The 14530-nt window shown below is 60.3% G+C and carries 16 protein-coding genes; 11 read left to right on the forward strand and 5 right to left on the reverse strand.

The window, feature by feature from the left end; translation table 11 throughout:
• Positions 1 to 6 precede the first annotated feature (6 nt).
• Complete coding sequence (locus ASC83_RS02325) at positions 7 to 522, reverse strand: hypothetical protein (protein WP_056057337.1); 516 nt, start codon at positions 520 to 522, stop codon at positions 7 to 9.
• A 4-nt stretch (positions 523 to 526) separates the two neighbouring features.
• Positions 527 to 1207 (reverse strand): hypothetical protein, encoded by a 681-nt coding sequence (locus ASC83_RS02330; protein ID WP_056057340.1) that lies wholly within the window; start codon positions 1205 to 1207, stop codon positions 527 to 529.
• Between the two features lie 144 nt (positions 1208 to 1351).
• Here ASC83_RS02330 and ASC83_RS02335 point away from each other — a divergent pair, with 144 nt between their 5' ends.
• From ASC83_RS02335 to ASC83_RS23305, 3 genes are read left to right on the forward strand one after another with little or no spacing between them, the layout of a single operon-like run.
• Entirely contained in the window at positions 1352 to 2428 is a 1077-nt protein-coding gene (locus ASC83_RS02335) for a multiubiquitin domain-containing protein (protein ID WP_056057343.1), read from the forward strand.
• On the forward strand, positions 2428 to 3816 hold the full coding sequence (locus ASC83_RS02340) for a ThiF family adenylyltransferase (protein ID WP_200938885.1): 1389 nt from the start codon (positions 2428 to 2430) through the stop codon (positions 3814 to 3816). The genes ASC83_RS02335 and ASC83_RS02340 overlap by 1 nt, the downstream gene beginning before the upstream one ends.
• The gene (locus tag ASC83_RS23305; RefSeq protein WP_082522301.1) at positions 3813 to 4142 is read left to right on the forward strand and encodes a DUF6527 family protein; all 330 of its coding nucleotides are present in this window, start codon (positions 3813 to 3815) and stop codon (positions 4140 to 4142) included. Before ASC83_RS02340 ends, ASC83_RS23305 begins: the two co-directional genes overlap by 4 nt.
• A 261-nt stretch (positions 4143 to 4403) precedes the next feature.
• Here the strand turns inward: ASC83_RS23305 and ASC83_RS02345 are convergent, their stop codons facing one another.
• Both ASC83_RS02345 and ASC83_RS02350 read right to left on the reverse strand, forming a co-directional pair.
• The gene (locus ASC83_RS02345) at positions 4404 to 5702 is read right to left on the reverse strand and encodes a Y-family DNA polymerase (protein WP_056057348.1); all 1299 of its coding nucleotides are present in this window, start codon (positions 5700 to 5702) and stop codon (positions 4404 to 4406) included.
• Positions 5703 to 5722: 20 nt separating this feature from the next.
• Positions 5723 to 6169 carry a LexA family transcriptional regulator gene (locus ASC83_RS02350; RefSeq protein WP_056057351.1) on the reverse strand — a complete coding sequence of 149 codons (447 nt, stop codon included), beginning with the start codon at positions 6167 to 6169 and terminating at the stop codon, positions 5723 to 5725.
• 116 nt (positions 6170 to 6285) lie between these two features.
• On the opposite strand from ASC83_RS02350, the gene ASC83_RS02355 reads away from it, so the two are divergent.
• From ASC83_RS02355 to ASC83_RS02370, 5 genes are all read left to right on the forward strand, one after another.
• Positions 6286 to 6900 (forward strand): SOS response-associated peptidase, encoded by a 615-nt coding sequence (locus ASC83_RS02355; RefSeq protein ID WP_235509291.1) that lies wholly within the window; start codon positions 6286 to 6288, stop codon positions 6898 to 6900.
• 189 nt (positions 6901 to 7089) lie between these two features.
• Complete coding sequence (locus ASC83_RS23310; protein WP_082522302.1) at positions 7090 to 7539, forward strand: HNH endonuclease; 450 nt, start codon at positions 7090 to 7092, stop codon at positions 7537 to 7539.
• A 279-nt stretch (positions 7540 to 7818) separates the two neighbouring features.
• Positions 7819 to 8634 (forward strand): DNA/RNA non-specific endonuclease, encoded by an 816-nt coding sequence (locus tag ASC83_RS02360; RefSeq protein WP_140426272.1) that lies wholly within the window; start codon positions 7819 to 7821, stop codon positions 8632 to 8634.
• A 70-nt stretch (positions 8635 to 8704) separates the two neighbouring features.
• Positions 8705 to 9016, forward strand: coding sequence for an HU family DNA-binding protein (locus tag ASC83_RS02365; protein ID WP_056057356.1), 312 nt, complete (start codon positions 8705 to 8707; stop codon positions 9014 to 9016).
• Positions 9017 to 9165: 149 nt separating this feature from the next.
• The gene (locus ASC83_RS02370; RefSeq protein ID WP_056057358.1) at positions 9166 to 9618 is read left to right on the forward strand and encodes a helix-turn-helix domain-containing protein; all 453 of its coding nucleotides are present in this window, start codon (positions 9166 to 9168) and stop codon (positions 9616 to 9618) included.
• 35 nt (positions 9619 to 9653) lie between these two features.
• Here ASC83_RS02370 and ASC83_RS02375 read toward each other — a convergent pair whose 3' ends face one another.
• Positions 9654 to 10847, reverse strand: a complete 1194-nt coding sequence (locus tag ASC83_RS02375) for a hypothetical protein (protein WP_235509293.1) — start codon at positions 10845 to 10847, stop codon at positions 9654 to 9656.
• Between the two features lie 728 nt (positions 10848 to 11575).
• Here ASC83_RS02375 and ASC83_RS02380 point away from each other — a divergent pair.
• The 3 genes from ASC83_RS02380 to ASC83_RS02390 are packed head-to-tail and all read left to right on the forward strand — an operon-like array spanning position 11576 to position 14175.
• Complete coding sequence (locus tag ASC83_RS02380) at positions 11576 to 12352, forward strand: ABC-three component system protein (RefSeq protein ID WP_056057361.1); 777 nt, start codon at positions 11576 to 11578, stop codon at positions 12350 to 12352.
• A gap of 52 nt (positions 12353 to 12404) precedes the next feature.
• A complete protein-coding gene (locus ASC83_RS24435; protein WP_369816923.1) occupies positions 12405 to 12560 on the forward strand; it encodes an ABC-three component system middle component 7 in 156 nt (51 codons plus the stop codon).
• A 52-nt stretch (positions 12561 to 12612) separates the two neighbouring features.
• On the forward strand, positions 12613 to 14175 hold the full coding sequence (locus tag ASC83_RS02390) for a DUF2326 domain-containing protein (protein WP_235509294.1): 1563 nt from the start codon (positions 12613 to 12615) through the stop codon (positions 14173 to 14175).
• Positions 14176 to 14530: the final 355 nt, after the last annotated feature.

Here is a 14530-nt window from a genome sequence, read left to right on the forward strand (position 1 = left end):
TGGCACTCAGTCGTCTTCGCGCATCAGTGCGGCAATCTGCTCTTGGCTCATGCCGGCTTCTCGCAGCAATTGCTCGAACGGCACTTGAACGGGGGCCTTGGGTGCCACATCCGACCTGTACTGCGCTGCGGGCGCAGCAACGACAGGCGCGCAAAGCGCATCTGTCAGGGCCTGCACGGACGCCCCAATCTCATTGGCAAGCCGCTGCAGGAATCGCGTGGGGATGGAAGCAACGATCACGCGATGCTCGGCCAAGCCCGCAAAGACGCTGCGCTTGATCCCCAGACGAGCTGCGACCTCGCGCTGGCGCGCCACGCTGAGATCGGAAAGCACCACGGCCTGCTTGGCCAACTGCAGGCTGGTGAGCGCGCCCTTTACAGCGTTCATGCCTTGCTTTTCGATCTCCTGTGGCTCTAGGCCCGCTGTCTGGAGGACTTCGTCCAATTCTTCCGCGCTTGCGTCCATCAGGAGGGCGATCTGCGCATCCAGGAACTTCTCGTCCGGCGTATTTCCTTTGTTCACGGTATCACTCCTTGGGAGCCAGCTTGGTTGCAACGCGCATGATGTTCTTCCACGCATTGCGAAACTCCGCTTCCTCGACGCCAACGGCAAGCCGAAGCGCCAAGAGAGTGTCGAAGCTGGTCTCTTTTAATTTATCCAAAATGCGGCCAGGCAGTTCGTCTGGGCCGAAGTTCGCCCGCACGCATGCGAGCTGTGCGCTGCCTTGAGTGTCTTCCTCATTGGCCAAGAGCTCCTGCAGCGGCCCCTGGGAATGCCCCGCCAGCTCCTCCAGCTTGGGAGCCTCGCCCTCCACAGAGGCAGGCGACAACTCACTTTCCAGCAGCAGGGGCACGCTTTTTCGCCGCTTTTGCTTCTCCAGGTTGTCCGCCCAGCTGCGCATAACACCAATCACCGCCTGGTTGAAGTCAATACGGTTGCGGGCCCAGGCGCGCTTGCCAATTCCCAGGCGTGTGAGCGCATCCTGAAGCAGGTCTCCGGGCTCATATTCGCGCTGCAGCCTCGGCTTCGTGCGCAGCACCAGCGCAGCCATCCCCGTGAGCTTTTTGACCCGCACCGGGTCGAGCAGCAGTGCCTTGATCTCCAGTTCTATTTCGGGGAGGCTGGCCAGCACGTCGTCGGCTTGATGCGGTTCTTCCTCTTGGTCGTCCAGATCAGGATCGTGGTCATCGTGGTTCTCCTTGTCCATATGCGTCTACCTTGATACTCCAAAACAGAGGGGTCTTGCCAATTGATAGGTACAAACCCTTAGTGCGGCGAATCCGTGGCAAGACCGGTCGAAAACAGAGCCTTCTAGTGGTGAGGGGGAATGGTTCCCCCGTTAGGAAACCACATGAAACCTGTAATTGCAATCCGCATCGCTGATGAATCCCTGGAGTTTCGCGAGCTCACGCTGCCTCACGGTGAAATCAGTGGGGCGATCATCCTCGAATCGACGGGTATGGGCTACCCGAACGCCGTGCTCCTGCAACGCCTGGGCAGCGGCGAACTGGAGACCATCCGCCTGCAGGAAAAGCCCGACCTTCGAGCGGGCAACGAATTCATTGTCGGGTCGGGCGACCGCGTCTACTCCTTTACCTTGGACCATGCGCAGATGGTGTGGCCCTCCGTACGCATTTCCGGTGCGGTCCTGCGCAAGCTCGCGCGACTGACCGACGAAGTCGAACTGGTTCTGCTGCGCGAGGATGCCGAAGCGCAGGTGATCGAGGACGACGCAACTGTGAATCTGGCCCACGCGGGTGTGGAGAGGCTGGCGACACGGCCGCGTAAGTGGAAGCTGCGCGTGCAGGCTGTGACCCTGGAATTCGATGTGCCGGCCGTCAAGGTGGCCGATGCTATGCGCCAAGCCGGCTTCGACCCCAACAAGGCTTGGAACATCTTCCTGCTGGTCAGCGGTGAGCCCAAAAAGGAAATCGGCGTCAACGACGTCGTCGACCTGCGGACTCCGGGTATTGAGCGCATCCGTCTGATGCAACGCAACGTCGACAACGGCGAGATGCCGACCGCGGCGCTGCGGCGCGAGTTTGCGGTCCTGCCGGTGGACGTCAAGTTCCTGGACGGCACCGGCCTCAGCTGGGAGACCGTTAAGGACGGCGAGCGCCGTTGGCTGGTGGTCCATGACTACGAGGTCTTTGCGGGCTACCAGCCGACGAAGGTCACCCTCGCGCTGGATATCCCGAAGGACTATCCGCAAGCGCAGATCGATATGTTCTACTTCGCGCCCGCCGTTTCGCGTAGCGACGGCATCGCGATTCCGAACACGCACGTCAACGTCACCATCGGCGGCGTCGCCTTCCAGGGATGGTCTCGCCACCGCAAGGCTCCTCACACCTGGGATCCAAACAGCGACAATGTCGGCACCCACTTTAGCCTGGTGGAACATTCGCTCGCGCGGGAGTTTGGCGAATGATGCCCACTTGCACGCTGAGTTTGACGCAGCAAGTGCACGGCCAACTGCAGCGGCACTTGTTCCCCGGAGACGGCAAGGAGGCCGCTGCAGTGCTCGTTTGCACGCGGGTGCCGGGCACGCGCTTGCGCCTTCTGGTGCGGGACGTCATCGCCGTGCCCCACGACAAGTGCATCCGCCGCGACGCGGTCTCCCTCACTTGGCCGTCCGAGTACATCGAACGAGCAATCGACCTGGCCGAGCCTGGCCAACTGTCACTCATTCTGCTGCACTCGCATCCTGGCGGATTTGCCGAATTTTCTCCCGTGGATGATCGTAGCGATCAGGAGATCATCCCCGCCATCTTCCAGGCCTGTGGAAGCCTGCATGGCAGCGCGGTAATGCTGCCCAACGGAGTGATCTTCGCACGCATATACACGCCCAACATGAAAATGATGGACGTAGATCTGGTGTCTGTCGTCGGTCCCGACCTGAGCTTCTGGTGGAACGACGCGAGGAGCCGGCCGATCTCCCGACCGATGGCGTTCACCAGTCAGATGACCGCGGAGTTGGGCAGGCTGACGGCCTGCGTCATCGGCGTCTCCGGCACCGGCTCCATCGTTGCCGAGCAGCTGTGCAGGCTCGGCTTCGGCCGCGTGATCCTGATTGATCACGACAAGGTCGAAACAAAGAACCTGAACCGTATCCTGAACACCACCAAGACGGATGCGGACAACACGTTGGCCAAGGTTGCGGTCTTTGCAGGCAGGGCTAACCAATACCGCGAGCATGAATACGTGGTGCCGGTGGAGGCTAACGTCCTGACGCGCAAGGCCGTCGTGGCAGCCGGACAGGCCGATGTCTTGTTTTGTTGCGTCGACACCCTGCGCGCGCGCAGCATCGCAGATCTGGTGTGCAAGGCCTTCCTGCTGCCCCTTTTTGACGTCGGCGTCGCCATCCCGACGCGGGCCACGACCGGGGATGGTCGCGCGATCGACGAGGCTACCGGCCGCATCGACTACGTCCATCCGGCTGCCAGCAGCCTGTTCGACCGCGGCATCTACACGGCTGCCAACCTGGCGGCTGAGGCGCTCGCCGAGGCCGATCCCCAGGCGCACGCCGACCAGGTTCGCCGCGGATATATCGACGGGATTCCCGAGCAGGCGCCCTCGGTGATCGCCTTGAACATGCGCGCAGCGAGCGCCTGCGTGATGGAGTTCATCGCGCGCGGTTTCCCGTTTCGCCACGATGCAAACACGCGCTACGCCCGCACTCGCTTCATGCTCGCAGAAGGCGTGGAGGAGCATGAGGCGGAGGATGCGTTCCACGCCTCGGCCTCGCCGCACCTCGCGCGAGGCGACGAGCAGCCTCTGCTGGGTCTACCGGTCCTGTCCGAAGGAGAGATCGAATGAAATGGCCGAACTGGCTTCGCAATGGTTGGGAGGCGCTTTTGCCCCCGCGCGTCCTAGTCGTCGTGGAAGGTGGTGACCCGCCCGATCGGCTGCCACGACGCGACCTGGTGCTTCTTCGCGACGGTGGTGAGGACTGGAGCGTGGCAATGCGCTGTCCCTGCGGCTGCGGCCAGAAGGTGGAACTGGCCCTGATCCGGGAGGCGAATCCGCGCTGGTCGCTGCGAAACGACCTCGGAAATCGTCCGACGCTTTCACCGTCAGTGTGGTTGCGTGAAGGGTGCCGTTCACACTTTTTCGTTCGCGCCGGTCGGATCCGCTGGGTCTAGGGAGCCGTGCGGGGCTTCGTTTGCCTCCCGCGCGTGCCTAAGCATTGGTGTGGCGTACAGCAATGTTCTGCTCTCAAATTATTGAAGCCTGCGGGCGGAGACCAGGAATGGCTGCTTCCGCCACCCACTGACGTTGTTCGCGCACTCACAGTTGGGGTGGCTCAATGACCGCATTGGCTCCAAGACCGTTAACTTGACGTCCGCCAGCGACAGACGGCACCCGCTGCAGAGCTAACCTCGAGAGCGGGAGCACCCCCACACTTAGGCCCTCGCCACCGGCACGTCCTCCCACCGCGTCGTGTACTGCGGTGTGCGCCTCTCCTGCTTCATCCCCCAATCCTTGCCCTTGTTGGTGCCGCCCGTGGCACCTGAATGCACGGTGCCTTTGCCATAGCGTTGGTTGAGTGTGTCCAGCGCCGCCATCAGCTGGGTTCGGTCGCGGTGGTCTTCATCCTCCAGATCCAGCTCTCCCTGCAGCGCATTGCCCGGCACCAGGTCCAGCAGCATCACCCCGGCCTTGGCCATCTTGTAGCCGGGCTCGTACATGCGGCGCATGCCAGCTGCGGCCGCCCACACCAGCTTGCCGGTGTCGGCCGTAGGCCGGCGCAGGGGCACCACCACGGACTTGTTGAAGCGAGGGCCGGGCCGGAACGGCGAGGTGTGGCAGAACACCAGCAGCTGGCTGGCCAGGCTGCCTTGCTTGCGCAGCTTCTCGGCCGCACGGCTGGCGAATTCGCTCACGGCTTCCACCAGCGGGGGCAGCTCGGTCACTGCCTGGCCGAATGACCGGGTGCATGCAATCTCTCTCTTGGGCTCGGGAGCGTCATCCAGCTCAATGCACTGCATGCCTTGCAGCTCGCGCACCGTGCGCTCCAGAACCACACTCCAGCGCCTGCGCACCATGGCTGGGTCCAGCCGGGCCAGGTCCAGGACCGTATGCACCCCACACTGATGCAACTGCGCGCCGATCTTGCGGCCCACACCCCAGACTTCTTCCACCAGCGTGCTGGCCAGCACGTCGTCCAGGTCCTGGGCAGGAAGTGCGGTCAGGTTGCACACCTGGGCCAGCTCGGCGGGATAGCTCCCCGGTTTGCGCTCGGCAGTCTTGGCGATGTGGTTGGCCAGCTTCGCCAGTGTCTTGGTGTGACCAATCCCGATGCCGCAGGGGATGCCTACCCACTGGTGGATGCGGGCGCGGATGGCGTGGCTGCGTGTAATCAGGTCGCCCCGTAGCCCCTGCAGGCCGATGAACGACTCATCGATGCTGTAGATCTCCTGCGATGGGCCCAGGCCCGCCGCCAGGCTCATCATCCGGTTGCTCATGTCGCCGTACAGCGTGAAGTTGGCACTCAAGGCCACCAGGCCGTGGGTCTCTTCCATGTGCCGAATCTGGAACCACGGCGCCCCCATCTTGATGCCCAGGGCCTTGGCTTCATTGCTGCGGGCAATGGCGCAGCCGTCGTTGTTGCTCAGCACCACCACCGGACGGCCGTTCAGGCTGGGGCGGAACACCCGCTCGCAGCTCACGTAGAAGTTGTTGCCATCCACCAGCGCATACATGCTGGCCTCCGTCCATCAGATCAGGTGAGAAACAGCTTCACACACCCACTCACCACACCCCACACCTCAATGGTCTGGCTGTCGCGGGGGATGATGTCGGGATAGGTGGGATTGGCCGCGCGCAGCTTGATGCGGCCGGCGCGCTGGTGCAGGTACTTCACGGTGCATTCGCCGTCCACAATGGCCACCACGATGTTGTTGTGCTTGGGCTTGATCGCCCGATCCACCGCGATGATGCTGCCGTCCTCAATGCCAGCGTCCCGCATCGAGTCGCCCCGTACGCGCCAGAAGTAGGTGGCCTGGGGGTGCTTCACCAGCAGCTGCATGATGTCCAGCCGCTCCACCACGAAGTCGTCAGCTGGCGATGGAAACCCCGCGCGCACGCTCACCCCGCACATGGGCAAGGCCAGCGACTGCACCGCCGTGTCGTAAGGCACCGGTAGCGGGGAATTCCAAAGGCTGTACATATTTACAGTATAGCTCCCTGCTGCCAGAATGTTGCCATGTGTACCTACTACGAGGTCCCGGGCCGTGAGCAGCTGGTGCTGCACTTCGGTTGCCCGAGGAAGAGTGGCGCGACAAGATGAGCCCGCTGTACCGGGGTCCGTTCCTGCGGGATAAGGGCGAAACTGGGCACGAGCTGGTGGTAGGACAGTGGGGCATGATCCCGCCGAACTCCAAAACCCACATCCCTACCGGTAAGGACGGCAAGCGACTGAGCACCTTCAACGCCCGGCGTGAGGGCATGGCCAAGTCATGGACCTACGGCGGCCCCTGGCGCAAGGGGCAGCGCTGCATCATCCCGGCGCAGCTTTATGTCGAGCCTTACTGGGGGACAAAGAAGCACATCCCCTGGCAGTTCGAGCGCGCCGACGGCGAGCCCTGGGGCCTGGCGGGCCTGTGGAGCGAGTGGACCGATCCGGCCACGGGCGAGATGGTGCTCAGCTACACCTTGATCACGCAGAACTGCGACGACGTGCCGGTGCTGAACCTAATGCACAGGCCTGACCCCAAGCGGCCGCCCGACATGCAGGACAAGCGCACGGTGGTGCCGCTGGAAAAAGGGGACTGGGATACCTGGCTGCACGGCACCGTGGAGCAGGCCGAGGCGCTGATCAAGGTGCCGCTGCTGGAGCTGTTTGTGCACCGGGCGAAGGACCCGGCACAGCAGGTGGAGTTACCTGTCGAGTCAGCATGACGCATGCGTACAACAGCCGGTGCTTGCGCTGCCTGAACTTAGCGATATAAATTACTGCTTGTCCGGGGCTGATGCGACCCCGGCCGCGTCCGGGTTACCTGGCGCATAGCCGAGTGGTGCGATGCCCCGGCGCCCGACCTGTCCGGCTATCGGCAACGGGAGTAGCTTCAACACTACCCCTGCTGCCAAATGAACAAGATAGCCAAACTCCGTATCCAGTCCGCGCTCATCCAACAATGCCGTTGTTTCTACTGCGGTTTGGCAATGATCGAACCTGCGTTGCCTGAGTTCACGCCCAAAGAACTCAAGCCTAAATTCCAAAAGTACCTTCGTTGCACGGCTGAGCATCTAACTGCTCGCCAGGATCAAGGGCGCGATTCCGCACAAAACATCGTTGCTGCCTGTTGGTGGTGCAACACTCGGCGACACAAAGGGCGTGAAGAGAATGCGCCAAATCCACAGAAATATCGGCAACGCGTGCAAAGCTTGATGAAAAGGGGGCGCTGGCACCCAGTTGCCGCGATAGCTGTCGCTTTCCGAACCAACGCTTACGGAGTAGGCGAGCCTTCAAAACCGAGGGCAAGCGTGACTTCAGAAAAACTGACGAACCTGCAGGCGTTCCCGCAAGGCGGCTTGTGAATGCCTGCGTATTTGGGAGACCAACTGCTTAAGTTGGATTAAAGCAGTTGCGGGACTTCCAATGGTGGTGGCACTTTGCATTTGCGGGTGCTGCTGCCATGGGGAGTGTTAACTGAACCGCAGGGGCGGGCAGGCAGATCGGGCTCCCTTTGGGGAGCCCTTTCTGTTTGTGGGCAGTCCCCACCTGCTAGCAGCTGTAAAACCCTGCGGGATCCGAGCATTCGGGCCAGGAGTGAGAGATGAACGGTGCTCCAATCGGGCTTCGTTTTGTTCGACTCGATGTCTTCTTCTGTGAATCGTTTGTTCTCTTGGCCAAGTCGTGTGCGCCTGGCAGCTGTGCTGGCACTGACTCTTGCTGGCGCTGCTCTCCCCCATCCTTCCTGGGCACGTTCCCCACAATTTGACAGTGCGGCGCTGCTCACGCCCGAGCCCACCTCTTTTGCGCAGTGTCCGCAGTTCTTTGCGAACGGCACACCACCGGTCATCACGCCCCGGCCGCAGTTGCGTGAGCTTTGCTATGAAGCGTTTGCGGTACTGCACTCTGGCACCACCAAGACACCGGTGTACGTGGCCCAGCGGTTGAACCGCAGGCTCATTGAGGATGCTGACGAGAAGCGGGCGAAGCGCTTCTTTGCAGATGCGCGCTTGCCCAGTGGCGAGCGGGCGGAGCTGGAGGACTACAAGAACTCTGGCTACTCCCGAGGGCACATGGCCCCTGCAGGAGACATGCCCACGCCAACGGCCATGGCCCAGAGCTTCAGCTTGGCCAACATGGTTCCGCAGAACGCCCAGCACAACGGGGGCGCCTGGAACAAGATTGAGCAGGACACGCGGCACTATGTGAAGCGGGCCAAGGGGGATGTGTTTGTGATCACCGGGCCAGTGTTTACGGATGCGGGCCCACGCATTGGGGCCAATGGGGTGAAGGTGCCGAGCTATCTGTACAAGCTTGTGTACGACGCAACCACCCAAAGGGCCTGGGCGCATTGGCAGGAGAACCGCGAGGGGGAGACAGTGGGTCGGCCGATCAGCTACCAGGAGCTAGTGAGACGCACAGGCGTGGAGTTTTTGCCAAGAAGTGCACTGCAGCATTGAGTCGCAGCAAGGACCGTGTCAGCGGCGGGGTTATAAATCCATCCTTTCCAACCTCTACACGTGAGCATCCATGAACCGCGCAGAACTCGTTGAAATCCTGGCTTCCAAGAATGATCTGTCCAAGACAGCAGCCAATGCGGTGCTGGAAACGCTGATCGACACCATCCAGACGGCCGTGAAGAAGGGCGATGCCGTGCAGCTGGTGGGTTTTGGGACCTTCAAGTCGGCCAAGCGTGCAGCACGCACGGGCAAGAACCCATCGACCGGTGCTGCACTGAAGATTCCTGCAAGCACGGTGCCGAAGTTTGTGGCGGGGGCCAAGTTCAAGGCTGTGGTGGATCCAAAGGCGGCCAAGCGCAAGGCGGACAAGGCTGGGAAGTAAGTACCGCACTTTCCGTCGCAACCGAAGCAAACCGCCATGGGGTCAGGCCTCTGGCGGTTTTGTTTATGAGGGGCCGAAGAAGGCGTCCGACACGGCGATGCGTCTGCCCCCTAAGTGCGCCATAAGGCGTCAAAGTTAACATCGGGCCTATGAATACGTTTTCCAATGCCTTTCGCGCTGAAGTCGTTCGCATGGCGCGCAAGGAGCTCAAACCTGAACTTCAGGGCATGCGCAAGGCGATCACCGGGCACCGCTCGGAGATCGCCGCACTCAAGCGTGAGGTCAACGCCCTGACCTCCCAGCTCAAAGCCACTCAACGGCAGGTCAAAACAACAGATGCGCCCAAAGCCAAGGCCGCGACAGGAGGCGTCACTACCAAGAAGTCAAAGCAGATCCCGTTCGATGCTCAGGTGTTGATCGACAAACGCGCAGCACTCGGTATTACGCAGAAGCAGATGGCTCAGCTGCTGGGTGCTTCTTCGATATCTGTCTACAAGTGGGAGACGGGCCACGTTCATCCACGGGCAGCGCAACTGGAGCGCATTGCTGAAGTGCTCAAACTGGGCAAGCGCAAGGCGCTGGCATTGCTCCATCCGCAGTGACGATGAATGGTGGGCCGGATTGCCCCACCATAGACTTAGCGGCGGCGGTACTGCGCTCCTGGTGACGAGTCATTGCGCTCGTCCGCCAGTTCGAACAGACACCGCATGTAGGGCTGGACTTCGCTCCATTGGGCGCGGACTTCATAGAAGCGCGATAGATTGCGCGTGGCCTCCACCGCATCTGGCCAACGGTCCGCAGCGCTTACGCGCGTCATAGCTTCTCGGCTGTCCTGTTCGTCGTGCAGGCTTCCGTCTTGAGCGCCATAGGTGTGGAATTCCACGATCCGCCTGGGCTGCGTAAGGTCAGTGCCCTGACACATGCCACTTGGCTGTGAGTTCTCTCGCGAGGCATGGGCTCCGGCGAACGAGTCCTGGACCGTGTGGAGCACCGAGCCGAATGCCACGTGGTGCAAGTAAGGAAGCAGCTTGTCCTGCCGCCCGAGGATGTAGAGGTCCGAGACCCGCCACTGTGTGCATCCAAAGTGCTCTCTCAAGGTGGCGTTGTCGATGTCTCGAAGAAAGGTGTCAGGCCTGATTTCGCGCGATGACACCTTCCAGGCGAACTCCAGCCAGTCCAGCACTTTGGCGCGGGTTGCGCCGGGGTGTACTCCTTCTTCACTGGCCATGGCGTGTAGGAACTGCAAGTCGCCGAAGTGCGAGCGGGTCATCACATTGCCGTGAAGACTACCCTTGGTCTTGCTGCACCCAACGATCGGCTGGGTCTGTGCCTTCTTCTCTGCATCCTTGAAGAGGCAGTACCAACACAGTGGCTGCGTCGAGAACCGGATGGTCTGGGACACATTGCACGACTTGCCCAGGTAGGTGCAATTGCCTTCGTCGGGGGAAAGCTTGAATGGAGGCAGATCGTTCCAACGCACGCCGTAGATGACATATGGGGTAGCAAACGGCAGATCCCGAGAACTGCAGCTGACGTCTTGCGCCAGAGCGCCGGACTCTATCGGGCAGCCCATGCCAATCTGGGTGATCTCTTCGTGGACTCGGCCCTTGATGATGACACCCAGGCGCTCAGCCACCTTCGCCAGAGAGTCCTCTTTTTCGTTGGTCAGCTTGGATTCGAAGGCGGAGCCCATGGGGGCGATCTGGAAGGCGACGGCGGCGCTGGAGAGGGCGAGAACACCTGCGGCTACCGCAACCAGACGCGCAACAGAGCGCACAAAAGGCGAAGACTTGTGATGATGAATTGCGATCTTTGTGCATGCGGCGTGCATAGGTCCCTCCTATGGCCGCACTCTAGATGGAACCCAGCTCTAGGCAAACAAATATTGTGCAAAACGATGCCGAGACCGCGAGGCATGTCCGAGAGAATCTGACTGCTTCAGGCTGATCGCGGTCGTTCGCGGTTGGGGACTGGGTGACTGCTCTCGCCAAGCGCAGCAGTCGTCTCAGCTGGCCGAAGTGTCTGCGGCCAGGTGGTGCTGTGCGGACGCGTGGGGGACAGGTCTTCGATGACGGCACGCAGGTGCGCAAAATGGGCGCAGCCCAGCCGCTGGACGTAAGCGCCATCCTCCAAATTTGTTGTCTGTGGCGTCATGTCAGGCCTCAGTTGGGCCCGCCGACCTACCGGCCTGCGAACTGAGGCGTCAGGAGTTGGCTGCCTCGGTCTTACCATCGCAAGACGCCTGATCGCCCTCTTCAACCGAGCAGTTGCTGGGCCTTCTTGATGGCACAGCTTTAGGATCAGCTGCGCAGGTCGCTAGCCCCTTTTCGCGTGGGCGCCACCTGTTGCCACAGTTCTACAAGTGCTCGTCGCAAATTGCTAGTCAGAGACATGTGAGCCTGCACGCGGAAATATTGACGTTGCGATTCGACGTCATTCGCAACCCATGAAGCCTTCATAGGTCGAACCCCATCAAGGTGCTTTGTTACGATTCGCTACCAGCGAACGAGCCTGCGGCAATCCGGTTTTGCGGCTCTGTTATCGCAGCAAGGTCTTCAAATGGCGACGGCAAGAACAGACTACGGCGAGAACGAGCACAGCATCCTGTACGCAGAGACCTCCGGGTGCTGCCCGCTGTGCTCGAAGTCAATTCTTTTTCGCAAGCCGGGCTCAAGCAGGTTGAACAAAGGCTACGAAGTGGCTCATATCTACCCGCTGAATCCGACCCCGTCCCAAGTCACGGCTCTTATTGGCCGCACCGCTCCTCAAGCTATCAATGCGCTCGAGAACGTCATTGCGCTTTGCCCCTCCTGCCACACGAAGTACGACAAGGACTTCAAGCTGGATGAGATGGACAAGCTTAGAAAAATCAAGGACGGCTTTCTCGTTGAGGCGCGCGCCAAAGCAACGGTGGCCGACTACAAGATTCAGGAAGAGGTGTACGCTATCCTGGACAGCATTACTTCACTGAGCAGCATCGAGCTAGACATCCCTCCAGCTAGCTTCGACGCCACGACCGTGGATAAGAAGCTACGTACGGGGATGAGCCCTCTGCAAAGGCATGAGATCAAGACCAATGCCGTCACTTTCTATGTTCGGATCCGGGACCAGATCCGCATGTTGGAGCAGAGTGACCAAGTAGCCGTGCGCTTGCTGCAGAGCCAAATCAACACCTACTACTTGGCGATGCAGCAGCAAAACCCTCACAACAAGGACGCGGTCTTCAACTTCGTAGCGCAGTGGATCAGCGCGCGAACTGGCAGGCCACTTCTAGCCGCAAAGGTGCTGACGTCCTTCTTCGTCCAGAACTGTGAGGTCTTCGATGTTGGTCCCTAGCAAGTTCACACGACTTGAGGAGTCGACACTGTTCAAGATGCGGAAGGTCTTGATGGGCAAATCGCAGGGTGAGACCGTGCAAGACGTCTACCGCCGAACTCACGGCGTCTTTCAGGATGCGACGGAGTTCCTGCATGCGCTGGATGTGTTGTTCGTACTCGGCATGCTGACCATTGAAGTAGAGACAGGCTCAATTAGCTATGCTTAAAGAAATCCGCTGCGTTCACTTCAGTCATTCACCGATTAAATTCCGCCCTGGCTTGAACGTCATCCTCGGAGACGATGACGCCAAGAACTCCATTGGAAAATCCACGGTTCTCATGGTCATCGACTTCGTATTCGGAGGCTCGACGTTCGCAGAGAAGGACGATGCGGGGGCCATCCGTGAGCTCGGGCCGCATCGCTACGACTTTTCGTTCGAGTTCGGTTCCGAGCGGATGTGCTTTTCACGCGCGACCGATAGCCCTGAACTAGTGCATGAGTGCAATGAAGAGTATGAGGCACAGCGCGAGCTTGGAATCGACGAGTACAACAGGTTGCTGAAGCGCTTGTACGGGCTGGATGAGCTGGAGGGCACGTTCCGGTCCATCGTGAATCCGTTTTCGCGAATTTGGAAGAAAGGCGGGCTGAACCCAAGCCACCCGTTCGTGGGCGCAGACAAGGAACCAGTCGCGGCGGCCATCACCCGCCTGGTTGACCTATTCGGCCGCAGCCCTGATGTGGCGCTAGAGCGCAAGACTTTGGACGGTCTGAAGAACCGCAAGAAGCTCATCAGCGACTCCATGACTGCGAGCATCATCCCGAAGATCACCAAGCCCCAGTACCTGGAGAACACCCGGTCAATCGAGTCCAACCAAGCTCAGATTGAGCAGTTGAAGAACGGGTTCAGAGGCGCCCTCAATGTCTATGAGTCGCTGTTCGACCAAGACTTGCAGAAGAAGCAGCAGCGCAAGCTTGAGCTTGGTAGCCATCGCATCGAACTTCAGACCAAGGTCCGCCGCCTTGAGCGGGAGATCTCGGGCATCACACCGCGCCTTGCGGCCAACATTGCGCTCGTCGCCGACTTCTTCCCGACGGTTGACGTGCAGCGCCTCGAACAGGTTGAGGCCTTCCACCAGAAGATTGGCAGCATCGTCAAGAAGGAATTGAAGGATGAGCTGGCTGCCACTGTCGAGGAAGAGCGCGCAGCAGCGTCTGAGCTGGCTCAAGTGGATGGTGAGATCCAAGCATCGCTGCAGTCGAAGGGCCTACCTGACGACGTGTTCAATCGCGTTTTCGAACTGAAAGGCGCCGTCGACAAGGCCGCCGCCGAAAACTATCACTTCGAGAGCAAAGTCAACATCGACGCTGCCGTCAAAGGCTCAAACGATCGCCTAGAAGACATCTATGCAGGAATTTTCCTGGCCATCGAAGGCCAAGTGAACGGCAAGCTCAGGTCGTTCAACAAGGTGGTCTACGGCCCGTCGCGGGTCGCCTCAGAACTCCGCATTAGGAATGCTGGGTCTTATCTCTTCACCTCACCGGACGACACCGGCACTGGCAAGTCCTTCGCAGGCCTGGTGGGCTTTGACCTGGCGATGCTGTCGCTCACCAAGTTACCGATGGCGCTTCACGACTCGGTCATCTACAAGAACATCGAGGTGCCAGCGACAGCCCGCATTTTGCGCATCCTGGCAGCCATGCAGTCGAAGCAGATTTTTCTGTCGTTCGATGAGGCGAAGAAGTTTGGGCCGGACGTGGAGCAGCTGTTAAAGCGCTTCACAGTCTTGAAACTCGCTCACGACGACCTGCTATACACCAAGGATTGGCGCACTCGAAAGTAGTCGCTTTTCGGGCGCTGGTTGGGTTTTCCGTTTGCCGACCATCGCGCCGGCTGACGTGAGCATGTCGCACTGAATTAGCGGCGGCCGCTGGCTCGCCAAAAAAGCCAGCGACTCCAGACAGCCTTCTGCTACCACCCGATCAAATTTCGGTTTCGGGCACGTTGCTGACAGCCCACTCGGCAGAGCGATCGTCAGCAATCGCTGCCTTTCCGTCATCCCTCCCTTTGCTTTCAATTCCGGCTGTGTCGGATATCTTCATCCCGTAGTGAGACGGCCCCCGTGAGCCGAGTGCGCATCAAAGCATATGACAGCTTAGAAGGAGTCCATTCCGCCCCACCTCCTTGATGGCGACGGA

This window comes from Acidovorax sp. Root402, assembly GCF_001425125.1.
GTDB lineage: Bacteria > Pseudomonadota > Gammaproteobacteria > Burkholderiales > Burkholderiaceae_C > Acidovorax > Acidovorax delafieldii.